Consider the following 20,994-nt stretch of genomic DNA (forward strand, 5'->3'; position numbering starts at 1 on the left):
GGAGAAATGATGGCTTTAACAAAGTTTTTTTTAGATGAGAAAAAAAACTGGAAGATAAACTGGAATAGAGGACTTATATTTCTGTTTGTCGCCACCTATTTCTTAGGTGGTATTACGCGTTATAAACATTTGATTGTCATTCTGATGACTATCACAACGATTGTTTATTTATGTAAGAATCCTCGACATTATATTCGAATTTTTAAAACATTTGTTTTTGCAAGTGTATCATTTCTTGTAATCGCTACCTTCGTCTCTTTAGTGTTCACTCCTGAACTAAAAGCTAGCCTGAAAGAGATAAACAACTCAGTTGTTGAAAATGTCTTATTATGCACTATTGCGATCCCTGTATTACTAAGAGAAGAAAGCAAAGAAACCATTTCAAAGTTGATATTCTTCTCGTTCCTTACAGCTCTTAGTTTGCGATGCCTTTCAGAACTTGTCCTTTATTATCAGGACTATAAGCAAGGAATCATGCCTTTTACTAATTACCAACATCGCGGAATTTCAGATGCAATGGTGTTTTTATTCCCAGTGCTTCTGAATCTATGGCTCATTAAATCAGCGAAATACCGTATATTATTCCTGTTGTTAGGGGCGATATACACCTTTTTAATTCTTGGAACATTGTCCCGTGGCGCATGGTTATCTGTATTTATTATTGCTCTTACATGGATAATCATGTACAAACAATGGCGATTGCTTACTGTAGGAATCCTCGTAGCCATTGTTGCTCTGACAGCTATATTTTCATACAAAGATATGTCAGAAAACCTGACCGTTAAATTACAGCAAACTGACAGCTCATACCGCTATACTAACGGTACGCAAGGAAGTGCGTTTGACCTAATCTTAGAAAACCCAGTTATTGGTTATGGTTTTGGTAATAACGCTTATAAAATTGTATACAACAAGCGTGTTGTTGATTATCCAAACTGGACATTCCGCGAGTCAATTGGACCACACAACCTTATTCTCTTTGTATGGTTTGGTACAGGATTACTTGGACTTGTGGGTTTAATACTGGTGTACACTAGCATTGTGAGGGAATGTGTTACGCATGCTTTTAGGGAGAATTACTATTCCCCATACAATGCTTATATAATAATTTTACTTTCATTTGTCGGTTATTTTATTATACGTGGCAACGTTGAGCAGATTGAGTTAGATCTGTTGGGTATTTTTGCAGGTTTTCTGTTAGCGCTGAAGAATAAATAAAATAGTAAAAAAAAGGCTACTTTATGTAGCCTTTTTATCACTCGAACCAGTTACAAATAACCTCTTCAAACCGTTGTGTAACCGCAGACCAACTATAGTTTCCAAAGACATATTGCTGACCTCGTTGGGCGGTATCCGCTAAACTACTTTCCGCCATTACCCTGGTAATATCCTGAGCAATAGTTTCTGCAGTCATCGGCTCTGTAAGGTGATAGCCTGTAATTTTATCTTTAACAAACTCAACCATGCCGCCTCGAGTACTGACTAATACAGGTCTTCCAGCGCCCATAGCCTCAATAGCCACCATACAAAATGGCTCCTGAAATTGAGAAGGAATCACAACTATATCTGCCAGTGGATAGTAATAGTGCATTTTCTCGGGTGAGATACTACCTAACATAATACAATGTGGTTTGAGGCGCTCGGCTATTTCCCGAACTTCACGCTGATAATCACCTTTATCGTTCTTATTTACTTCCATGTGATCACCAACGACCACAAGCTTCAGATTTTTATTCTCATGCAGCAACTTTTCAAAAGCCTGCAGAAGCAAGAGAACACCTTTATCAGGTACTATGCGTCCAGCAAAAAATACCACCTTGCTTTCAGGGGAAATATTTAATTTATTTTTTGATATTGATTCATATGACGATTGATAGATATCCAGGTCAATACCATTAGGCACAATAACAATATCAGCTTCAGGAAGATAAGATTGATAATAGTTCTTCAAAAACAAACTTGGTACGATCATCTTAACTTTTTTATCAAGCAACTTAGGTTCAAACGCATTATGCATATGAATCACAACTTTAGCCTGAGGAGCTTGCGAACGAATTTGTCGATATAGCTTCATACTGTTATGGACAACAATCACACTTTGATCGGTTATCTCAAATTTTTCGGCAACTTTCAGTATGCGCTTTGAATAAGGTAACGGATCCAGCCGAGTCCACTTTTGGAAAATACGCTTATATACTGAGCTAAATCCAATACGATGAATACTGCATCTTTCGTTTACGTAAGAATAATCAGAATATCCTTCGTTCTTTATACAGACAATACGATTAGGGAATTTAGTTCTCTGGGCAACCTGATACATCCAGGTCTCAACTGCTGCGGCACCACGTGGTGGAATAGAATAAATAGGTGTTACAGTAAATATGATTTTATCAATCATAAAGATCACCATTACATTGTTTTATATTTAATTGCTGCGATCAGGCCTGGAATTATTTTATTTTGATAAAGAAGGTGTTTATATTCTTCTCTATATTCGTGCTTTTGTTTTGCAACTTGATAAGGCTGATTCTTCCATGGTGAATTCTCATATACTGTGCGGAAAAATTGTGCTGAGGAATAGTCAGCCCACTCGTGCCATGGTTTTGTTACACCAGTATAATGAATAAATACTGTCTCTTCATTAATCACTGATTTATAGTAATTTTTATTTTTAATCTCAAACTCAGACTTCAATGAATAAATTGAGTTATATTTCCTCGGTAGTAATACCGCATGATGCAAAAACATGATATTTAAAATATCCTGGTCAGGGTATTTTACTCTGGAAACTATACTTTCATCTGACAATAGTTCGAAGAATTTTTTCGTTAAATTAGAGTTAAGCCATTGCTGCAAGTTTATATACATGACACCCGAGTTAAAGTAGTTGCCTTTAAACTCAGGATTATGTAGACGCTCTGCACTTTTATCCTGCATTGAATCAACATCTACTACAACCGCACCATATTCCCCATCAAATTTCAGTGCGGCAAGATCCTCTAAAGAGCCTTTACACGTAATATCAGCATCAAGATATAGCAGTCGATCTAATCGTTCAGAAAAATAATCAAATGAAAGCAAGCGATAGTATATTGACACTGGCCATATATTTGTTTTAGGTAGTGACACCAACGGTTCAGAATCAATATGATATAGCTTAATAACTGTTTTATACTGTTCTGCTAATTGTGTCAATAGTACAATATATTCTTGGTCTAAATAATCCTCAATAATATGAAAAGTAAAATTAATATTATTCTGTTTATTATTTTCAAGGATTGATGCAATAGAAATTGCCGCGCCAGTTTGGTAATTTTTATCGATTCCCCATGAGATATTAAAAGTGTCACGATCATCACATGGTGTAACACGTCTGTCTAACTCAATAATATCTTTGAAGTTAGTTAATCTTTTGAAGTCCAATTTAATTACCTTTAATTATTTCAGCTATATTTCCCAGCGGCTAAGATATGCATTGCTGTTGATTATTTTAACAATGTACTTAGCCAGCAGTTAACCTTTCAACTTGGTCAGATAATAATTAAAGTAGTTACACAGTCCCTGAACGTATAACCCTTGTTTAAATTTATGCTTTGCACAATATCTGAATTGATTGCTATTGGTCGGTTTGAGAAGCGCTACTGAATGCCAGGGCGAGGCCTCTTTCGCAACTAAAAAACTCTTCGATACCGGATAGTTGGACCACTCATGCCAGGGTTTTGTCGGTCCCACATAATGAATGAAGACAGTTTCATTATTCACAGGATTGACTACTTCATCTTTCAGTTCATAATTAATGCTAAAGCGTGTATTGTATTTACCATTGATAAAAGTTACTTTTCCGGCTAACAACACATTAAGGACATCTTGATCAAGATGAGTTATTCTTTCCACCCATTCTGGAACTCGCAACATTTCGATGGCTCGGGAAGAGATATTATTACTGTGCCATGCGTTGATGTTGATAAGTAAGAATCCAGCATTAAAGTATCCGGCGATTAATTCTGGAGTGGCCAGAGTTACAGAACGATTATGCCACCATTCGGAATCTCTTTCCGTTACAACGACAGCGATCTCATCTGCGGAAAACTTATAATCGACCAGTTCTCGTACACTACCCTGGCAAGCAATATCGGCATCCAGGTATAATAATTTATCTATTTTATTATAGAAATAATCTGCAATAACAAAACGGAAGTATGTTGCATAAGTCCAGTTTTTTGTACTAGGTAAGTCTTTTAATTTATTGCAATCAATTAGGTAAACTTTGATACAGGATTGATATTGTTTAGCAAGATCGGCGAATCTGGCTTTATCACTCTCATCGAAATAATCAGTAAATATATGAAATGTGAAATCGATTTTTTTATTCGACAATAATACAGAGGCTATTGATACACCGCAGCCAAATAAAAAATTCCTGTCAATACCATAACCGATATTAAAACAGTCTGCAGAAGCATTTTCCCGAAAATCGTACTCAAAAACAGAAAGGATAACTTCTTTATCGCTAAATTGAGACATTTGACTCTTACCAATTTTTGAGAAATAGACCATGTTCTCACATGATGCATTTCAAATAGTTCAGGATAAATTAATCACAGAGATTTACGGATTGTTCTTTCGCGTATTTTATTAGCTTTAACCTGAGCTTCCTTGAACAAATCAGCCTCCTGACTTAGGATGCTTTTCAACGGCAACTCGCAATAGATGCGTAGAAATCTATAAATATCACGCTGGGTTAATCCAATGTTCATGGAAGAAAAATAGAGACCGATCAAGTCCTTATCGCGCCAGCGTCGGGGAACAGTCGACCGAATCTGAGCACGGTGCAAATCAATCACTGAAATCTTGAGATCGTCCTCACGCCCTGAAAAAGGCAGATGTAATAAAAAGTGGCAAATATAGCAATCGCGATGATTGATACCTCCAGCATGCATCTTACGCACCATGGTGGCAACACGATCAATAATTATACGCTTCACTTTCACATCGGGAGAATTTGTGGCCCAATCAGCACAGTAATCTTCTAAGCTGATAGTTGGTGTGAGATCCTCAGTAATAATAAACGAGGTTTTAGTCAGTGGATTCAACCCTTTCTCACCAAATCCCACGCCTGTCATTGTATCCACACCTAACTGACTCAGGCGATGAATAGCATTCCATTCTCTATCAGCACCTAATACTGGCATGCGTAATGAAAGTAGGTTTTTAACAATCTCTTTCAGAGAAGTGCCTCTGTGCCATTTTAAAAAATAGCTTTTACCCGTTAGTTCAAATCGTAGAGTACGGCGAGTCTCCAGTTCTCTGAATACTTCACCTTGTAAATTTTTAACTTCATCAAATGCATCTTTCCCGCGCCATAGTGTGGCTAACGGTTCTTTTAATTCAACCATCTAAACCACCCGTAATCATATCCGCAGCTTTCTCCGGTAGGCTGTATAAATCTTGCGTATCCGCATAGTGTCGTGCATTTGCCCTCCATTCCGAACACAATGAAGGCTCTACCAGCGCTTTACGTAAGGCTTCATTCAGCGTTTCTTGCCGGAATGGTTCTGTAATTGCCATACCACAATTAGCATCAACAATATAATGCGCGTAACCGCATACGGCTGTGGTCAACACCGGCAGCCCGGCAGTGATTGCTTCTAGTAAAACAATACCTGCCGCCTCCTGATAAGCTGGATGCATCAATATATCAGCCGCAGCCATTAATTCTGCAACATCATTACGGCCAGAGTAGAAATGGACATTACTGCGTACGCCAAGTTTTTCCGCCAGCGCCTCAAATTTTCTCGGTCTGTCTTGTCCAACAACATACAGTAGCGTATTAGTTCGAAGCGTTTCTGGTAACGAGGCCAATGCACGTATTGAACGATCCACACCTTTACGAGTGAAATCAGAGCCTACCTGCAATAATAGATTTTGTTGCTCTGTTATACCGTTTTTCTGGCGATAAACTTCACGGCTATTCGGAATCTGCTGGCTATACTTCCTGTCCGGATAAATCCCTGGAGGAAGAATATGAAATCGTTGAGCTTCTGTCTGATAGTGCTTCTGAAAATCAGCAATCTGCTTATCAGTTAGCATCAATAGCTGCGTCGGTTTACCCTGCTCAAACGTCGCGCGTTCAAACGCTGCATAGTGCCGATATCGTGAAGTTAACCGATAGAGGAAACCTTTTTCTTGTGCCACTTTCTCGGCATAGCAAACGTCAGCAGCATAGTAGAGATCCAGCCCTGGCATTTTATTAAAACCAACAACCCGATCGACAGGGTGCTGAAGTAAATGTGCCTGGACCCAGGAATAATACTCCGCATTGCGACCATGGTTTGTCCGGGACTTGACCGGTACAAGAACCAATTCAAAAACGTCAGGACACTCACCTTCCCAGGACTGCGTATAGACACGAACATGGTGACCACGTGCCGCTACAGTTTGCGCAATGCGCATAAAATCACGCTGTAACCCACCGAATGGGAAGTATTTATACAAACAGAAAGCAACAATCATACGGGACTCCCCGCTTGTGGCGGCACAAGTCTACCCGGTAATAATTTATCGATAGCAGCAATAACATCGTCAGCGGGTATCACCGAAAGATACATTTCATTGCGATCGCGCTGTTCGCGTGGAGGCATCGGACGGTAATCACCAGCCCAAAATTGAATCATCTGCTTTGACCATGGTCGCCAAAAATTATGATCCGTTGCGCCAAACAGGCATATCAATGGTGTATCAACCGCAGCAGCAATGTGTCCCGGAGCAGAGTCCACCCCAATAAACAACTGCGCATGATCGATGACCGCTCCTAGCTCGGGGAAGCTCATTTTTCCCGCCAGCGCAGTAACGGGCTTTTCTTTGCAACCTTGTGCAATTTCATTCACGCAAGCCAGATCGTCTTCGCCTGGGCCAGAGGTCATAACTACCTCCAAACCACGCTGGTGTAAGGCGTCAATTACCTGTGAAAACTTTTCGTTATTCCAGCACTTGAAGCGTTGGCGTGCCGTTGGTTGAATTACAACGTATTCATCACCAACCCCAGCCCGATTTAATTCTGTGCGCATACGTTCCCAGCTATCCGGAGGATAGCTCATTGTTGTATGTGTAACAGTCGATTTAAGTTTCAACGGGGCCAGCACAGACAGATTGCTTTCCACCACATTTTCACCGCTAAGCGGAGCCAGACATGTAAAACTATTTTTCCAAAAAGAAGATTGCCGATGTGCATAATCTTGAGAGATTTTGATTGGCGCGTTCAGTAGCCGCATCAGTATCGCAACCATCCACTGATCGGTAAGGTTTACAACTAAATCATACCCGTTTGCGCGCAACGTTCCGATCAGGTGCAGAAAATTAGTAATTTTATCAGTTACTTTTGTCTTTTTATTTTTAATACCATAAAGGGCATTAATTTCTGGGTTTTCCGACAAAATTGGGATGGTATCCTGATAGAGAAGCACGTCGATTTTCGCATCAGGATAGTTCTGCTTTAGCGTACTAATGACCGGAGTTGTTAACAACATATCTCCGTGAAAACGCATTTTTATGACCAGAATTCTATTAATTGGCTTATCCACAAGCGGCTCTTTTATCGTGAGTGTCCGGTAAAGTTAAGCAGAAAAAAGCACGCTACCGCCCCAGGCTCAACAGCTACCTGATTACTGATATCGCACTGATTTTTACGCGCTAGTGTATCACTTCTTTCGCCATGTTCCGACTCGAATAATTCTTGCACAGCCAATGGTTTTAAAACATGTAAATCAATGAATTAAGATGTTCAGACCTTTTGATTTTTAGCCCTCTATCTCGACTAAACCGGAAAATATCAACAGAAAACGTAAAGATGCAAAAGATGCTGGTACCCTGGACATCCCCCGCGAGGGACGCTATTTAATTTAAAAATAGGAAAAGTATTGGTAAAGCCACAGCTAAATACATAGAATCCCCAGCACATTCATAAGTCAGCTACCATTATGCTCGAATTGCTTTACACCGCCCTTTTCTACCTTATTCAGCCTTTGATCTGGGTACGGCTTTGGGTGCGCGGACGTAAGGCTCCGGCCTACCGTAAACGCTGGGGTGAACGCTACGGCTTTTACCGCCGTCCGCTAAAACCAGGCGGCATCATGCTTCATTCGGTTTCCGTGGGCGAAACGCTGGCAGCTATCCCATTAGTCCGCGCTCTGCGACATCGTTACCCCGACTTGCCGATCACGGTCACCACCATGACACCAACCGGTTCCGAGCGCGTACAATCCGCTTTTGGCCCTGACGTTCAGCATATTTATCTGCCGTACGACTTACCGGATGCCCTAAACCGTTTCCTGAATAAAGTTGACCCCAAGCTGGTGTTAATTATGGAAACCGAGCTGTGGCCGAATCTGATCGCGGCACTGCATAAGCGCCATATTCCGCTGGTCATTGCCAATGCACGTCTTTCCGCTCGCTCAGCTGCTGGCTACGCTAAATTAGGTAAATTTGTTGGCAGGCTACTGCGCCGAATTACGTTGATTGCCGCCCAGAACGAAGAAGATGGCGCTCGTTTTATCACGCTTGGTGCCAGAAGCAATCAGGTCACCGTTACCGGTAGCCTGAAGTTTGATATTTCCGTCACGCCGCAGCTGGCCGCAAAAGCGATTACATTGCGCCGTCAATGGGCACCTCACCGCCCGGTATGGATTGCAACCAGCACGCACGACGGCGAAGAAAGCATTATCATTGCCGCCCATCAGGCGTTATTAAACCAGTTCCCTAATCTTTTACTGATTCTGGTACCCAGACATCCTGAACGGTTCCCGGATGCCATTAACCTCGTACGCCAGGCTGGGCTAAGCTATACGACACGTTCTTCGGGCGAAGTTCCGTCATCAGGAACCCAGGTCGTAATCGGCGACACCATGGGCGAGTTGATGTTGCTTTACGGCATTGCTGACCTTGCTTTTGTTGGCGGTTCGCTGGTTGAACGCGGTGGACACAACCCACTGGAAGCAGCGGCGCACGCCATTCCGGTACTGATGGGGCCACATACTTTTAATTTTAAAGATATTTGCGCCCGCCTCGAACAGGCAAGCGGATTGATCACCGTCACCGACGCAACTACGCTGGTGAAAGAGGTCTCTTCTTTACTGACCGATGCAGATTATCGTAATTTTTATGGCCGTCACGCAGTTGAAGTTCTGTATCAAAATCAGGGCGCGCTTCAGCGTCTGCTGCAACTGCTGGAACCTTATCTGCCACCCAAAACGCATTGAGGCAAGTCATGCAAAAACGGGCGATTTATCCAGGAACCTTTGATCCCATTACTAACGGCCACCTCGATATCGTGACACGAGCGACAAGCATGTTTGATCACGTAATCCTGGCAATTGCCGCAAGTCCCAGTAAAAAACCGATGTTTACTCTGGAAGAGCGCGTTGAGCTGGCACGGCAGGCAACGGCGCATCTCGGTAATGTGGAGGTTCTGGGATTCAGCGACCTGATGGCAAACTTTGCCCGCGATAATCAGGCTAACATTCTGATCCGTGGCCTGCGTGCGGTAGCCGATTTTGAGTATGAAATGCAGCTGGCCCATATGAACCGTCATCTGATGCCACAACTGGAAAGCGTCTTTCTGATGCCGTCTAAAGAGTGGTCATTTATCTCATCGTCACTGGTGAAAGAAGTTGCCCGCCACCAGGGTGACGTAGCGCACTTTCTGCCGGAAAACGTTCATCAGGCATTATTGAGTAAACTGAAGTAATGCGTCTGGCTGGATGAGGCATACGCTACGTCCGGCCGATAATGGTGTTATTTCTGACAGCGACGGCAATAAAACGTTGTGCGCTGAGCGTGTTTTGTCGCAATGATTGGCGCGCCGCATACGCGACAGGGTTCACCTTCTCTCCCATAGACCTGCAGCTCCTGGGCAAAATAACCCGGCTTACCGTCACTTTGCAGAAAGTCCTTCAGCGTGGTCCCGCCCTGCTCGATAGAACGCAGCAAAACCGCCTTGATAACGCGCACCAGCAGTTCGCACTCATCCTGCGACAAAGATGACGCCAGACGGTCAGGATGGATACCAGCCGCAAACAGCGACTCGCTGGCATAGATGTTTCCCACCCCCACGACCAGCTTGTTATCCATCAGCCAGGGTTTAATCGCAGTTTTCTTCTTCGCACATTTCTGCTGCAGATAACCAGCATTGAAATCGTCGCTCAGCGGCTCAGGGCCAAGATGGGCGAGGACATTATGCCCATCCAGCTCTTTAGTCCACAGCCAGGCGCCAAAACGACGCGGATCGGTATAGCGCAGGACTTTGCCGTTACTCATCACTAAGTCGACGTGGTCATGTTTTTCTGCCGGAAGCTCTTCAGAAAGGATACGCAAACTACCCGACATCCCCAGGTGAATGATTACCCAGCCATCTGATAGCTCCAGCAGCAGGTATTTCGCGCGCCGCTGTACGCTCAGGACAGGTTTATCACTCAGACGATAGATTTCCTCTGATACAGGCCAACGCAAACGACCGTTACGCACAGTCGCGTGCATAATCGTTGCCCCCACCAGATGCGGCTCAATACCGCGGCGGCTGGTTTCGACTTCAGGTAATTCAGGCATAGTATCTCCGGCGATGTATCAGGTCTCATTAATATGGGGACGGCCAGAAAACAAAAAACCCCGCCGAGGCAGGGTTTTTCTTTACATCAAAGCGGAAATTATTTGATTTTCGCTTCTTTGTATAAAACGTGCTGACGAACAACTGGATCGAACTTTTTCAGCTCCAGTTTTTCCGGCTTAGTACGTTTGTTCTTCGTGGTGGTATAGAAGTGACCAGTACCAGCAGAAGAAACCAGCTTGATTTTCTCACGAATACCTTTAGCCATGATTTATTTCCTCTTAGTACTTAGTACTTTTCGCCACGGGCACGCAGTTCAGACAGAACTGTTTCGATGCCTTTCTTATCAATAACACGCATACCTTTAGCAGATACACGCAGGGTGACAAAACGCTTCTCGCTCTCAACCCAAAAACGGTGAGAGTGCAGGTTAGGCAGGAAACGGCGTTTAGTCGCGTTCAGTGCGTGGGAACGGTTGTTACCGGTCACCGGACGCTTGCCAGTAACTTGGCAGACTCGGGACATGTCTATTCTCCAAAAATCAAATTAGCTCGAGCTTCGTATGGGGTATTGGCGCCTCGTCAGGCTTCTCAGCCCGGTTATCGCAGTTCAATACACTAAATCTTTCATCGTTGCCTCGTCATTGGACGCAACAAGAATGATTTTGCGTATTTGCGAACTCTCGATTGCCAGGCCCAAATGCCAAACCCGAGATTCTCAAAGGTGGCGTAGTATACGCTGAGTCAGCGATGTGCTCAAGTCCCGAACAGACAAAGATCCCGATGGATCGCGTAAAGTGCGTTAAATCCAACCGCGTTCCGCAAAAGAAACGTACTCTCCGCGCCCAATGACCAGATGATCAAGCACCCGGATATCCATGAACTGACAGCATTTCACAACACGCTCGGTGATGAGTTTATCTGCTTTGCTCGGCTCTGCACACCCCGAAGGGTGATTATGTGCAAGGATCACCGCAGAAGCATTCATTTTTATCGCTTCGCGGACAATTTCTCGCGGATGCACTTCAACGTGGCTTAGCGTTCCGGAAAAAAGTTTACGGTGTTTAATCACGCGATGTTGAGAATCCATAAAGATCACATAGAAGATCTCGCGTTCCTCTTGCGAAAGCTGGCTTTGCAGAAATTCACGCGCCATTTCCGGGCTAAGTATCGCACGCTCCTCTATCACCTGTACGTTGTAGTAGCGCCTTGCCAGCTCCACTATTCCCTTCAACTGTGCGTACTTCGCAATACCGATGCCCTGAACATAGCTGAAATCCATGTAATCAGCAGACAACAGGCCATACAACGAATCAAAATGCTGAAGCATCTCTTTCGCCAGCGTAAGCACATCTTTACCCAGTATCCCGGTGCGTAGAAAAAGAGCCAGTAGCTCTACGTCGGTCAGCGAACTGGCCCCCTGCGCCAACAGTTTTTCCCGAGGCATTATACGTCCTGTATTTTCCATGCTTTTCCCCTCCTTTCGCGTCCGCATAGTGGCATAACGCCAGCGGCGAATCGACGCTCTGTTTTCACTTCTTCGTAGAGCCTCGCAAACTGGAGCGCGGGCAAAAGCACGACACATTGCGGATTGTGATAAAATATCCGCCTTCTGGTGAAACCCAACAGGAAAGATCATGATGAGCCTGGCCGGTAAAAAAATCGTACTTGGCGTCAGTGGCGGGATTGCTGCGTACAAAACCCCTGAGCTGGTGCGTCGTTTACGGGAACGCGGCGCAGAAGTCCGCGTGGCGATGACCGAAGCAGCAAAAGCGTTTATTACTCCTCTGAGCTTACAGGCGGTTTCGGGCTATCCCGTTTCCGACAGCCTGCTTGACCCCGCAGCCGAAGCCGCGATGGGCCACATTGAGCTGGGGAAATGGGCCGATTTGGTTATACTGGCCCCTGCGACGGCAGACCTGATTGCCCGCGTTGCCGCAGGTATGGCCAACGATCTGGTGTCTACGATCTGTCTGGCAACGCCAGCGCCTGTTGCCGTGCTGCCGGCTATGAACCAGCAGATGTACCGCGCTGCCGCAACCCAACACAATCTGAGCATTCTTGCCTCGCGCGGTTTGCTCATTTGGGGCCCTGACAGCGGTAGTCAGGCATGTGGCGATGTCGGTCCTGGACGTATGCTGGATCCGTTAACAATTGTGGATATGGCGGCAGAACATTTTTCACCTGTCAAAGATCTGCAACATCTCAACATCATGATTACAGCAGGCCCGACGCGTGAACCGCTTGATCCCGTGCGTTATATTTCCAACCACAGCTCCGGGAAAATGGGATTTGCTATCGCGGCCGCTGCCGCAAAACGCGGGGCAAACGTCACGCTGGTATCAGGTCCGGTTTCGTTACCTACACCGCCTTTTGTCCAGCGCATTGATGTGATGACCGCGCTGGAAATGGAAGCCGCCGTGCAATCTGCGGTGCAACAACAGCATATTTTTATCGGCTGCGCCGCAGTCGCTGATTATCGCGCTGAAACTGTCGCCAGTGAAAAAATCAAAAAACAGGCAACGCAGGGTGATGAATTAACAGTAAATATGGTCAAAAACCCGGACATCATCGCTGGTGTTGCCGCACTGGATGCTAACCGTCCTTTTGTCGTTGGGTTTGCCGCCGAAACAAATAATGTGGAAGAATATGCCCGGCAAAAACGCATCCGCAAAAACCTTGATGTGATCTGTGCGAACGACGTTTCGCTGTCCACTCAAGGATTTAACAGCGACAGCAACGCATTACACCTTTTTTGGCAGGATGGAGATAAAGTCTTACCGCTTGAGCGCAAAGAACTCCTGGGCCAATTATTACTCGACGAGATCGTGACCCGTTATGATGAAAAAAATCGACGTTAAGATTCTGGACCCGCGCGTAGGGCAACAATTTCCGCTCCCGACGTACGCCACTTCTGGTTCTGCCGGACTTGACCTGCGTGCCTGTCTTGATGATGCCGTAGAACTGGCGCCTGGCGCAACAACGCTGGTGCCAACCGGGTTAGCTATCCACATTGCCGATCCTTCTCTTGCGGCGGTGATGCTCCCGCGCTCTGGGCTGGGCCATAAGCACGGGATCGTACTGGGCAATCTGGTCGGTTTGATTGATTCCGACTACCAGGGCCAGCTGATGGTTTCAATCTGGAACCGTGGTCAGGACAACTTTACTATTGAACCGGGCGAACGTATCGCGCAGATGGTATTTGTACCGGTCGTCCAGGCTGAATTTAATTTGGTGCAAGAGTTTGAAGCCACCGATCGTGGCGAAGGTGGCTTCGGCCATTCCGGGCGCAAGTAACCCGCAGAAAAGTATCTCACAGCGTAATAACGCAATAACACACCGCAAACACCAGTTTGCGGTCGCTGTGTGGATGCCTGCCTGGCAAGAGCTTATTTTCAGGGGTATTTTGTAACATGGTAGAAAAGCAAACTGCGAAAAGGAATCGTCGCGAAGAAATACTTCAGTCTCTGGCACTGATGCTTGAGTCCAGCGATGGTAGCCAACGCATCACGACAGCTAAACTGGCGGCCTCTGTGGGCGTTTCCGAAGCGGCCTTGTATCGCCATTTTCCCAGCAAGACCCGCATGTTCGATAGCCTGATTGAGTTTATCGAAGATAGTCTGATTACCCGTATCAATCTGATTTTGAAAGATGAAAAGGACACTAACGCGCGATTGCGTCTGATCGTACTGCTGATTTTAGGGTTCGGTGAACGTAATCCTGGCCTGACGCGAATTCTGACCGGACACGCGTTGATGTTCGAGCAAGACCGTCTGCAAGGCCGTATTAACCAGCTTTTTGAGCGAATTGAGGCGCAGTTACGCCAGGTTCTGCGAGAAAAAAGAATGCGTGAAGGTGAAGGCTACACCGTGGATGAAACGCTGCTGGCCAGCCAGCTATTGGCTTTCTGCGAAGGTATGCTGTCCCGGTTTGTACGTAGCGAATTTAAATACCGCCCAACGGATGATTTCGACATCCGCTGGCCGTTGGTTGCCGCTCAATTGCAGTAACACCGTTGTTGGATGGCGACCTCGCCTATTTTGCCTACGAACCCTGCGGTGCGTAGGCTGGATAAGCGCAGCGCCATCCGGCAGTTCTTATACGCCGTACGCTTCGCGATACGCCCGTACTGCGGCCAGATGTTCTGCCATTTCTGGTTTTTCTTCCAGATACGCAATCAGATCTTTCAGGGTAATGATAGAAATCACCTTGCAGCCATAATCGCGTTCCACTTCCTGAATCGCTGAAATCTCGCCGCGACCGCGTTCCTGACGATCGAGAGAAATCAGTACCCCCGCCAGCGTAGCGCCGTTAGCCTGAATAATTTCCATCGACTCACGAATAGCCGTACCTGCGGTGATAACATCATCCACCAGCATTACACGCCCCTCAAGTGCGCTACCTACCAGATTACCGCCTTCACCGTGGGTCTTCGCCTCTTTACGGTTAAAGCAGTACGGCAAATCTTTATCGTGGTGTTCCGCCAGCGCAACAGCCGTGGTGGTCGCAATCGGGATACCTTTGTAGGCCGGACCAAACAGCAAATCGAACTCAATACCGGAATCCATCAGCGCTTCGGCATAAAAACGGCCTAACAGTGCCAGGCAGCGCCCGGTATTAAACAGCCCGGCGTTGAAGAAATAGGGGCTTTTACGCCCGGATTTCAGCGTAAACTCGCCAAACTTTAGTACCTGCTTGCTAAGCGCAAACTCAATAAACTGGCGCTGATACGGTTTCATGGATTCGCTCCTCATCTCACTTTATTACAGACAAAAAAAAGGCGACTCATCAGTCGCCTTTAAAATCAATTTTCTAACGCCGCCTTCTGCGTCGTTACAATGGATTCGATTCCCCCTCGGGCTAACGCCAGTAGGGTGAGAAGTTCTTCATGGCTGAACGGCTCGCCTTCTGCCGTGCCCTGCACCTCTATAATGCGGCCGTCTTCAGTCATCACCACGTTCATGTCGGTTTCTGCGGCAGAGTCCTCAACGTATTCGAGGTCACAGAGCGCTTCACCGTTCACAATGCCCACGGAAACCGCGGCGACCATCCCCTTCATCGGGTTAGTTTTCAGTTTACCGCTCGCTACCAGCTTGTTCAGCGCATCAGCCAACGCCACACATGCGCCGGTAATTGATGCAGTGCGCGTACCACCATCTGCCTGAATAACATCGCAGTCCAGCGTAATAGTGAATTCACCGAGCGTCTTCAGATCAACGGCGGCGCGCAGCGCACGAGCGATCAGACGCTGGATTTCCATGGTACGACCGCCCTGCTTACCTTTCGCCGCTTCACGGGCGTTACGGGTGTGCGTGGCGCGTGGCAGCATGCCATATTCTGCGGTGATCCAGCCCTGGCCCTGACCTTTCAGAAAACGCGGTACACCTTCATCAATAGAGGCGGTACACAGCACTTTGGTATCACCAAATTCGACCAGCACGGAGCCTTCAGCGTGTTTTGTATAATTACGGGTCAGGGTGACGGGACGCACCTGGTTGGCACTACGACCTGCTGGACGCATGATAAAATCTCCGGCTTGAAACGAATGTGGCTGCGCATTATACGGACTTCCGACTGTTATTCCTATCCTGACAAGACGTGGATGGCTATAATCCTCCCATCTCATCTTTAAAAACAGGAACGTCTATGATCCGCAGCATGACCGCCTACGCCCGGCGTGAAATCAAGGGTGAATGGGGTAGCGCTACCTGGGAAATGCGCTCGGTAAACCAGCGTTATCTGGAAACTTATTTTCGCCTGCCGGAACAGTTCCGTAGTCTTGAACCCGTTGTTCGCGAACGTATTCGCACGCGTCTGACGCGCGGTAAAGTCGAGTGTACGCTGCGTTTTGAGCCTGATGCCAGCGCCCAGGGCGAGCTGATTCTAAATGAAAAGCTCGCTAAACAGCTCGTTAGCGCTGCTAACTGGGTCAAGATGCAGAGTGATGAAGGTGAAATTAACCCAGTTGATATCCTGCGCTGGCCAGGCGTAATGGCTGCCCAGGAGCAAGATCTGGACGCCATTGCCGCTGAAATCCTCGCCGCGCTTGACGGTACGCTGGATGACTTCATCGTCGCGCGTGAAACCGAAGGTCAGGCGCTGAAAGCGCTGATCGAGCAGCGTCTGGAAGGCGTCAGCACTGAAGTCGCTAAAGTGCGTGCACATATGCCGGAAATTCTGCAATGGCAGCGTGAGCGTCTGGTAGCCAAACTGGAAGACGCCCAGGTGCAACTGGAGAATAACCGCCTTGAGCAAGAACTGGTGCTGATGGCACAGCGCATCGATGTAGCAGAAGAGTTAGATCGTCTGGAAGCCCACGTCAAAGAAACCTACAACATTCTGAAGAAAAAAGAGGCTGTTGGCCGCCGTCTGGACTTCATGATGCAGGAATTCAACCGTGAGTCGAACACTCTGGCATCCAAGTCTATCAATGCCGAGGTGACTAATTCCGCAATTGAACTGAAGGTATTGATCGAGCAAATGCGCGAGCAGATTCAGAATATCGAGTAATTTTGCGTACCATGCCTATGCTATCGTAACGTACTAGATAGCCTGCTCAATGCAGGCTATCCGTACCGCCAGTAAGTGCTGATTGATATAAAATTAAATACTTATTTATCTGGCATATATTTGTCGTTATAAATACTCTTCAGAATATCAACCCGAACAGCATTACTGCTGTTCATATTCACGACTGTCAGTACTTCATCGGATCCCCTGAGGCGCCAGCACTCTGCCTCAACATCGCATTTTACCTGTTTTTCATAGCCCGCCATTGAGAGATACTTACTAATCCTCCCCGTATCCCTGGTATCATGGAACGTCACACTCCATACATCAGCCTTAGGACCAGAAATGTTCGTATAATTAAAGTCATACACTTGGGATATTCTCGGCATTTTTTTTAAAACTTGGGGAGTGTAATAATCATATTTGGCTTTATCAAACTCTGTATATTGTGCGTTACCTGCAAGTCTCATTTTAATATTAGGCCAGAAATAAGAGCTGCATATAGCTATTACCATCAGCACTATTATGACTGCCTGTTTCATATGTTTCCCTGTTTTACGAGTTAACGACCGTTCCATCTCTGGAAACTATTTTAACGTTACCAGAACTAAAATCGCCGTAAGGTATCACTGTTCTCATGAATGCTCGCCTTGGTGCATATCCGAGAGTAACTTTCTGACATCATCTCCTCGGGCATGTCCCATATCTATCCAACCCAAAACTTCGGTGTATATTATCCCGCTTCTTAAATTTCCAGCCTCTCTGCCATCCTGAATTTCTTCTCTTACGCTCATACCTGGCACTCCAACGCACTAAATGCGGAAGATTTTGCTGTAAATGCCCCCATCCACATAGAAGCGATAGCTGAGGAAGTCATTTTTCAGAATAGAAGCCGCTGAATATCAGACTTTACTCAGAATAACTTCCCCAATGACATCTGGAGTGTAGTGGTTCTAAGAAATATCATTTTTGCAGCGCACCAAAGTACATACCACACCTACTAATCTCTCGCTGCAACATTCAAGGTATGACTGAAATACGAACCGGAGTGTCAATTTGTCCAGTGGTCGAGGGTGATAGTTTGGGTGAAATATGATACGTAGCCCACCCATAAACGACGGGGCTACGTGTTTTTCCCAACACTTCGGTTGTGACCCATCCAGTTCGAATTATATTTTCTCATCATTTATTGTCACCATGCACAAAGCAAAGCCCATGCCATAACGCATTTACAGAAAACTCACATTAGCTGTAGTTATTAAAATCACTTCACCTTAGAAAATCTCAATCGTGACAATGCGCACAAATCGTTAACCTTAGCCCCAGCAAATCAGGGGGAATACATGCTGTTACACGTTTTATATTTAATTGGTATTACTGCCGAAGCCATGACCGGTGCGCTTGCGGCTGGGCGTCGCCGTATGGATACATTTGGCGTCATTATCATTGCCACCGCGACGGCCATTGGCGGCGGCTCGGTACGCGACATCCTTCTCGGCCACTATCCACTCGGCTGGGTAAAGCACCCTGAATACGTCATTATCGTGGCGACCGCTGCGGTACTCACCACCATTATTGCCCCCGTCATGCCCTATCTGCGTAAAATATTCCTCGTCCTGGATGCGCTGGGCCTGGTGGTCTTTTCTATTATTGGTGCCCAGGTGGCACTGGATATGGGTCATGGACCGATTATTGCCGTGGTCGCTGCGGTCACTACCGGGGTCTTTGGTGGTGTATTACGTGACATGTTCTGCAAACGCATCCCGTTAGTATTCCAGAAAGAACTTTATGCCGGCGTTTCATTTGCCGCTGCTGTGCTGTATATCGTGCTACAACATTATGTCTCCAGCCACGATGTGGTGGTGATCTCTACCCTGCTCTTCGGCTTTACCGCCCGACTACTGGCCCTGCGCCTGAAGTTGGGGCTGCCGGTATTTTACTATCGCCATGAAGGCCATTAAGGCATAAAGCCCGTGATCCGCTGAGCAGCTAACCAGTTGCTCAGCGCTGTGATCTCTTTATCCTCCAGCCACTGAATAACCTGTCGTGCCCGTCGCTCTCCCATGAAAGGAAATTGCCGCCAGCTTTGTTCACTGCGATCCCGTAACTGCTGCCACGAACCATCCCGACTGGCATTCAACGTTGCCTGTGTTAACGGTATTCCCATGGCAATCACCCAGCGCGTAAATGGAAGATGGCGTGACAGATTGAACTGATGCCACAGCTTCCCCCCTTTGTTCACGCCAAATGTGGACTGTAGCTGCTCCTGCGTTAATCCAAGCCAGGAAAAGATATGTTCAAAGCGATACGTCTGATGTAGCTCCCGCCATCCCGCCTCGCCCATACCCTCCAGCCCTAACACATCTTTGGCCCCCAGCCAGACGAGCCTGGCAACAAACTGTTCCTGACACTCCGCTGTGGCATAAAAACAAGTTAGTGAATTGAAGCGCTCCTCAGGTGGTGCTGGCTTATTACGCTGGGTGCTGCGCCAGACCACCTCATCTATACGGGGGATCCCTTGTCCGGCCAGACTTATCAGAATCTGATCGCCAGGCGCAATATCCCATTCATTCCAGCGCCGGACTGAGCCAATATTGACGCGCTGCACCCGCTTATCATCCAGCATGACGGGGACCAGCAATGCAACCACCGCAATTTTCCCGCTTTTGCCAACGGAAAACTGAATACCCGTCACCTCAGATACCCTGGCCACGGGAGGATATTTCCACGCTGCCAGCCAGTCTCCCTGTCCGGGTAGCCAGTATTGCGCCCGCGGTTCTTTTCCCGTTCGCACCACCACACCATCTGTCACAAAAGGTAACGCTGAAGTCCACCACCTGGCACTCGCCTGCTCGACGTCATCCACACTCTTCACGGCCTGAGTATATCGTTGCGTGAAACTGAACCCGGCAGCAGTGAGTTGCTCAAGTCTTTCCGACATGGCAACTGGACCATCAGGCCAGGCCCAGATAAAAATAGCCAGCGAACGTAACATTTCCGGGTTGCTCTGGCGCATCATCATTCCAGCAACCTTTGAGCGGGCGTTCATTCCCCCTCTCTGCTGCTGAATATGCCCTTGTTGCTGCAAAAATATCTCCCCCTGCAACGTACTGTTAGAGAGCGGCCCGCTGGTAGTACGTGGAACGGAAGGGATCTGAAGAACCTTTTGCGTCCAGTCTTCGCCTTTCAGACCGTTACCACGGCTAATCGCCCGTATCAGATTTCCATTGCGATAAACCAGCGTGACCGCCACGCCATCCACCTTCGGCTGCACCCAGAGATCGCTACGAGCATGCATCCATTGCTGTAGCGCTTGCTTATCGGCAAGTTTTCGAACTCCCGTATGGGGAACGGGGTGCGAGACTGTTCCACTTATTGGGGGCGCAGATAGATCTGATGGGGCTTCATCGCCAAAACAGCGCTGCCATTGGATGAGTTGCGCATTGAGCTGGTCATAAACAGCGTCGTCTACGACACTTTCCCCTTGTTTCCAGTAACTGTCATTCCACTGTGTTATCTGCTGCTGTAGCCGTGAAATTTCCTCTTGTGCCCTGGCTGGCGACCAGACGGGGCATACCGCCCATGAGGGTAGATACCACATTAGCAAAACCAGCCCTATGCATTTCCATAATCCCATGCTATCTCCGCTGAACCATACGTTTCCCGGCAGGTATAACGCGAATTGAAATGGAAACAGAGCGGCAAAAACTTATCCTGCGAGCAACGTTCCTGACATTTGCACGAATTGCTGCAAATCGCGGATAAAACAGGAAACTGGTACGCAAAACGCAATAAACATGCGCAAAAAGTGTGACAAGGGCTACGTCACATAGCGGCTACGTGTATAATAAGCCCGTATGTAGGCTCTCTTTCGACAATCACATACAT

22 protein-coding genes are annotated in these 20,994 nt (G+C 46.8%); 8 read left to right on the forward strand and 14 right to left on the reverse strand.

Features of this window, described 5'->3' with window-relative positions; genetic code table 11:
- Positions 1-9: 9 nt before the first annotated feature.
- Positions 10-1,218, forward strand: a complete 1,209-nt coding sequence (gene rfaL / locus HV334_RS23825) for an O-antigen ligase RfaL (protein ID WP_047501657.1) — start codon at positions 10-12, stop codon at positions 1,216-1,218.
- A gap of 37 nt (positions 1,219-1,255) precedes the next feature.
- Here rfaL and HV334_RS23830 read toward each other — a convergent pair whose 3' ends face one another.
- The 6 genes from HV334_RS23830 to rfaQ all read right to left on the reverse strand — a co-directional run bounded on the left by HV334_RS23830 (position 1,256) and on the right by rfaQ (position 7,580).
- Positions 1,256-2,398, reverse strand: a complete 1,143-nt coding sequence (locus HV334_RS23830) for a lipopolysaccharide N-acetylglucosaminyltransferase (RefSeq protein ID WP_047501659.1) — start codon at positions 2,396-2,398, stop codon at positions 1,256-1,258.
- Between the two features lie 11 nt (positions 2,399-2,409).
- A complete protein-coding gene (locus HV334_RS23835) occupies positions 2,410-3,423 on the reverse strand; it encodes a glycosyltransferase (protein WP_181220980.1) in 1,014 nt (337 codons plus the stop codon).
- A gap of 90 nt (positions 3,424-3,513) precedes the next feature.
- Positions 3,514-4,524, reverse strand: a complete 1,011-nt coding sequence (gene waaO / locus HV334_RS23840; RefSeq protein ID WP_146050126.1) for a lipopolysaccharide 3-alpha-galactosyltransferase — start codon at positions 4,522-4,524, stop codon at positions 3,514-3,516.
- Positions 4,525-4,598: 74 nt separating this feature from the next.
- On the reverse strand, positions 4,599-5,396 hold the full coding sequence (gene rfaP / locus HV334_RS23845) for a lipopolysaccharide core heptose(I) kinase RfaP (RefSeq protein ID WP_181220981.1): 798 nt from the start codon (positions 5,394-5,396) through the stop codon (positions 4,599-4,601).
- Positions 5,389-6,513, reverse strand: coding sequence for a glycosyltransferase family 4 protein (locus HV334_RS23850; protein WP_047501663.1), 1,125 nt, complete (start codon positions 6,511-6,513; stop codon positions 5,389-5,391). The genes rfaP and HV334_RS23850 overlap by 8 nt, the downstream gene beginning before the upstream one ends.
- Positions 6,510-7,580, reverse strand: coding sequence for a lipopolysaccharide core heptosyltransferase RfaQ (gene rfaQ, locus HV334_RS23855; RefSeq protein WP_016157758.1), 1,071 nt, complete (start codon positions 7,578-7,580; stop codon positions 6,510-6,512). The genes HV334_RS23850 and rfaQ overlap by 4 nt, the downstream gene beginning before the upstream one ends.
- Positions 7,581-7,976: 396 nt before the next feature.
- Here rfaQ and waaA point away from each other — a divergent pair, with 396 nt between their 5' ends.
- Together waaA and coaD are read left to right on the forward strand one after the other, a co-directional pair.
- Positions 7,977-9,254 (forward strand): lipid IV(A) 3-deoxy-D-manno-octulosonic acid transferase, encoded by a 1,278-nt coding sequence (waaA, locus tag HV334_RS23860; RefSeq protein ID WP_016154983.1) that lies wholly within the window; start codon positions 7,977-7,979, stop codon positions 9,252-9,254.
- Between the two features lie 8 nt (positions 9,255-9,262).
- Entirely contained in the window at positions 9,263-9,742 is a 480-nt protein-coding gene (gene coaD, locus HV334_RS23865) for a pantetheine-phosphate adenylyltransferase (protein WP_047501668.1), read from the forward strand.
- Between the two features lie 47 nt (positions 9,743-9,789).
- On the opposite strand, the gene mutM is transcribed toward coaD, so the two are convergent.
- The 4 genes from mutM to radC all read right to left on the reverse strand — a co-directional run bounded on the left by mutM (position 9,790) and on the right by radC (position 12,064).
- On the reverse strand, positions 9,790-10,599 hold the full coding sequence (gene mutM, locus HV334_RS23870) for a bifunctional DNA-formamidopyrimidine glycosylase/DNA-(apurinic or apyrimidinic site) lyase (RefSeq protein ID WP_019078041.1): 810 nt from the start codon (positions 10,597-10,599) through the stop codon (positions 9,790-9,792).
- Positions 10,600-10,697: 98 nt separating this feature from the next.
- Positions 10,698-10,865 carry a 50S ribosomal protein L33 gene (rpmG, locus tag HV334_RS23875; RefSeq protein ID WP_003024094.1) on the reverse strand — a complete coding sequence of 56 codons (168 nt, stop codon included), beginning with the start codon at positions 10,863-10,865 and terminating at the stop codon, positions 10,698-10,700.
- Between the two features lie 20 nt (positions 10,866-10,885).
- On the reverse strand, positions 10,886-11,122 hold the full coding sequence (gene rpmB / locus HV334_RS23880; protein ID WP_003024071.1) for a 50S ribosomal protein L28: 237 nt from the start codon (positions 11,120-11,122) through the stop codon (positions 10,886-10,888).
- Positions 11,123-11,398: 276 nt separating this feature from the next.
- Positions 11,399-12,064 (reverse strand): DNA repair protein RadC, encoded by a 666-nt coding sequence (gene radC / locus HV334_RS23885; protein ID WP_016154986.1) that lies wholly within the window; start codon positions 12,062-12,064, stop codon positions 11,399-11,401.
- 172 nt (positions 12,065-12,236) lie between these two features.
- Between radC and coaBC the strand changes: the two genes are divergently transcribed.
- The 3 genes from coaBC (at position 12,237) to slmA (ending at position 14,606) form a co-directional block, all read left to right on the forward strand.
- Positions 12,237-13,457, forward strand: coding sequence for a bifunctional phosphopantothenoylcysteine decarboxylase/phosphopantothenate--cysteine ligase CoaBC (coaBC, locus tag HV334_RS23890; RefSeq protein WP_181221942.1), 1,221 nt, complete (start codon positions 12,237-12,239; stop codon positions 13,455-13,457).
- The gene (gene dut / locus HV334_RS23895; RefSeq protein ID WP_181220982.1) at positions 13,435-13,893 is read left to right on the forward strand and encodes a dUTP diphosphatase; all 459 of its coding nucleotides are present in this window, start codon (positions 13,435-13,437) and stop codon (positions 13,891-13,893) included. The genes coaBC and dut overlap by 23 nt, the downstream gene beginning before the upstream one ends.
- Before the next feature lie 116 nt (positions 13,894-14,009).
- Positions 14,010-14,606, forward strand: coding sequence for a nucleoid occlusion factor SlmA (gene slmA, locus HV334_RS23900; RefSeq protein WP_016154989.1), 597 nt, complete (start codon positions 14,010-14,012; stop codon positions 14,604-14,606).
- Between the two features lie 87 nt (positions 14,607-14,693).
- On the opposite strand, the gene pyrE is transcribed toward slmA, so the two are convergent.
- The gene (gene pyrE / locus HV334_RS23905; protein ID WP_016157763.1) at positions 14,694-15,335 is read right to left on the reverse strand and encodes an orotate phosphoribosyltransferase; all 642 of its coding nucleotides are present in this window, start codon (positions 15,333-15,335) and stop codon (positions 14,694-14,696) included.
- Positions 15,336-15,400: 65 nt separating this feature from the next.
- Positions 15,401-16,117, reverse strand: coding sequence for a ribonuclease PH (rph, locus tag HV334_RS23910; protein ID WP_016154991.1), 717 nt, complete (start codon positions 16,115-16,117; stop codon positions 15,401-15,403).
- 125 nt (positions 16,118-16,242) lie between these two features.
- Between rph and HV334_RS23915 the strand changes: the two genes are divergently transcribed.
- Entirely contained in the window at positions 16,243-17,106 is an 864-nt protein-coding gene (locus HV334_RS23915; RefSeq protein WP_019078038.1) for a YicC/YloC family endoribonuclease, read from the forward strand.
- Between the two features lie 101 nt (positions 17,107-17,207).
- Here HV334_RS23915 and HV334_RS23920 read toward each other — a convergent pair whose 3' ends face one another.
- On the reverse strand, positions 17,208-17,648 hold the full coding sequence (locus HV334_RS23920) for a hypothetical protein (RefSeq protein WP_019078037.1): 441 nt from the start codon (positions 17,646-17,648) through the stop codon (positions 17,208-17,210).
- Between the two features lie 801 nt (positions 17,649-18,449).
- On the opposite strand from HV334_RS23920, the gene HV334_RS23925 reads away from it, so the two are divergent.
- Positions 18,450-19,067, forward strand: a complete 618-nt coding sequence (locus HV334_RS23925) for a trimeric intracellular cation channel family protein (RefSeq protein ID WP_003024049.1) — start codon at positions 18,450-18,452, stop codon at positions 19,065-19,067.
- On the opposite strand, the gene ligB is transcribed toward HV334_RS23925, so the two are convergent.
- Positions 19,064-20,743, reverse strand: a complete 1,680-nt coding sequence (gene ligB, locus HV334_RS23930) for an NAD-dependent DNA ligase LigB (protein ID WP_181220983.1) — start codon at positions 20,741-20,743, stop codon at positions 19,064-19,066. The two genes, HV334_RS23925 and ligB, sit on opposite strands and share 4 nt — an antisense overlap.
- Between the last annotated feature and the right edge of the window lie 251 nt (positions 20,744-20,994).

The sequence above is a fragment of the Citrobacter sp. RHBSTW-00944 genome, from assembly GCF_013615435.1.
Lineage (GTDB): Bacteria > Pseudomonadota > Gammaproteobacteria > Enterobacterales > Enterobacteriaceae > Citrobacter > Citrobacter braakii.

What these genes read in the sequence shown, in the direction of transcription:
- coaBC (WP_181221942.1), top strand. Translation starts at nt 12,237, where the DNA reads ATGAGCCTGGCCGGTAAAAAAATCGTACTTGGCGTCAGTGGCGGGATT.
- HV334_RS23920 (WP_019078037.1), bottom strand. Translation starts at nt 17,648, where the DNA reads ATGAAACAGGCAGTCATAATAGTGCTGATGGTAATAGCTATATGCAGC.
- HV334_RS23915 (WP_019078038.1), top strand. Translation starts at nt 16,243, where the DNA reads ATGATCCGCAGCATGACCGCCTACGCCCGGCGTGAAATCAAGGGTGAA.
- rpmB (WP_003024071.1), bottom strand. Translation starts at nt 11,122, where the DNA reads ATGTCCCGAGTCTGCCAAGTTACTGGCAAGCGTCCGGTGACCGGTAAC.
- dut (WP_181220982.1), top strand. Translation starts at nt 13,435, where the DNA reads ATGATGAAAAAAATCGACGTTAAGATTCTGGACCCGCGCGTAGGGCAA.
- HV334_RS23925 (WP_003024049.1), top strand. Translation starts at nt 18,450, where the DNA reads ATGCTGTTACACGTTTTATATTTAATTGGTATTACTGCCGAAGCCATG.
- pyrE (WP_016157763.1), bottom strand. Translation starts at nt 15,335, where the DNA reads ATGAAACCGTATCAGCGCCAGTTTATTGAGTTTGCGCTTAGCAAGCAG.
- mutM (WP_019078041.1), bottom strand. Translation starts at nt 10,599, where the DNA reads ATGCCTGAATTACCTGAAGTCGAAACCAGCCGCCGCGGTATTGAGCCG.
- rfaL (WP_047501657.1), top strand. Translation starts at nt 10, where the DNA reads ATGGCTTTAACAAAGTTTTTTTTAGATGAGAAAAAAAACTGGAAGATA.
- rfaP (WP_181220981.1), bottom strand. Translation starts at nt 5,396, where the DNA reads ATGGTTGAATTAAAAGAACCGTTAGCCACACTATGGCGCGGGAAAGAT.
- waaA (WP_016154983.1), top strand. Translation starts at nt 7,977, where the DNA reads ATGCTCGAATTGCTTTACACCGCCCTTTTCTACCTTATTCAGCCTTTG.
- slmA (WP_016154989.1), top strand. Translation starts at nt 14,010, where the DNA reads ATGGTAGAAAAGCAAACTGCGAAAAGGAATCGTCGCGAAGAAATACTT.
- radC (WP_016154986.1), bottom strand. Translation starts at nt 12,064, where the DNA reads ATGGAAAATACAGGACGTATAATGCCTCGGGAAAAACTGTTGGCGCAG.
- HV334_RS23850 (WP_047501663.1), bottom strand. Translation starts at nt 6,513, where the DNA reads ATGATTGTTGCTTTCTGTTTGTATAAATACTTCCCATTCGGTGGGTTA.
- HV334_RS23830 (WP_047501659.1), bottom strand. Translation starts at nt 2,398, where the DNA reads ATGATTGATAAAATCATATTTACTGTAACACCTATTTATTCTATTCCA.
- waaO (WP_146050126.1), bottom strand. Translation starts at nt 4,524, where the DNA reads ATGTCTCAATTTAGCGATAAAGAAGTTATCCTTTCTGTTTTTGAGTAC.
- rpmG (WP_003024094.1), bottom strand. Translation starts at nt 10,865, where the DNA reads ATGGCTAAAGGTATTCGTGAGAAAATCAAGCTGGTTTCTTCTGCTGGT.
- coaD (WP_047501668.1), top strand. Translation starts at nt 9,263, where the DNA reads ATGCAAAAACGGGCGATTTATCCAGGAACCTTTGATCCCATTACTAAC.
- rph (WP_016154991.1), bottom strand. Translation starts at nt 16,117, where the DNA reads ATGCGTCCAGCAGGTCGTAGTGCCAACCAGGTGCGTCCCGTCACCCTG.
- ligB (WP_181220983.1), bottom strand. Translation starts at nt 20,743, where the DNA reads ATGGGATTATGGAAATGCATAGGGCTGGTTTTGCTAATGTGGTATCTA.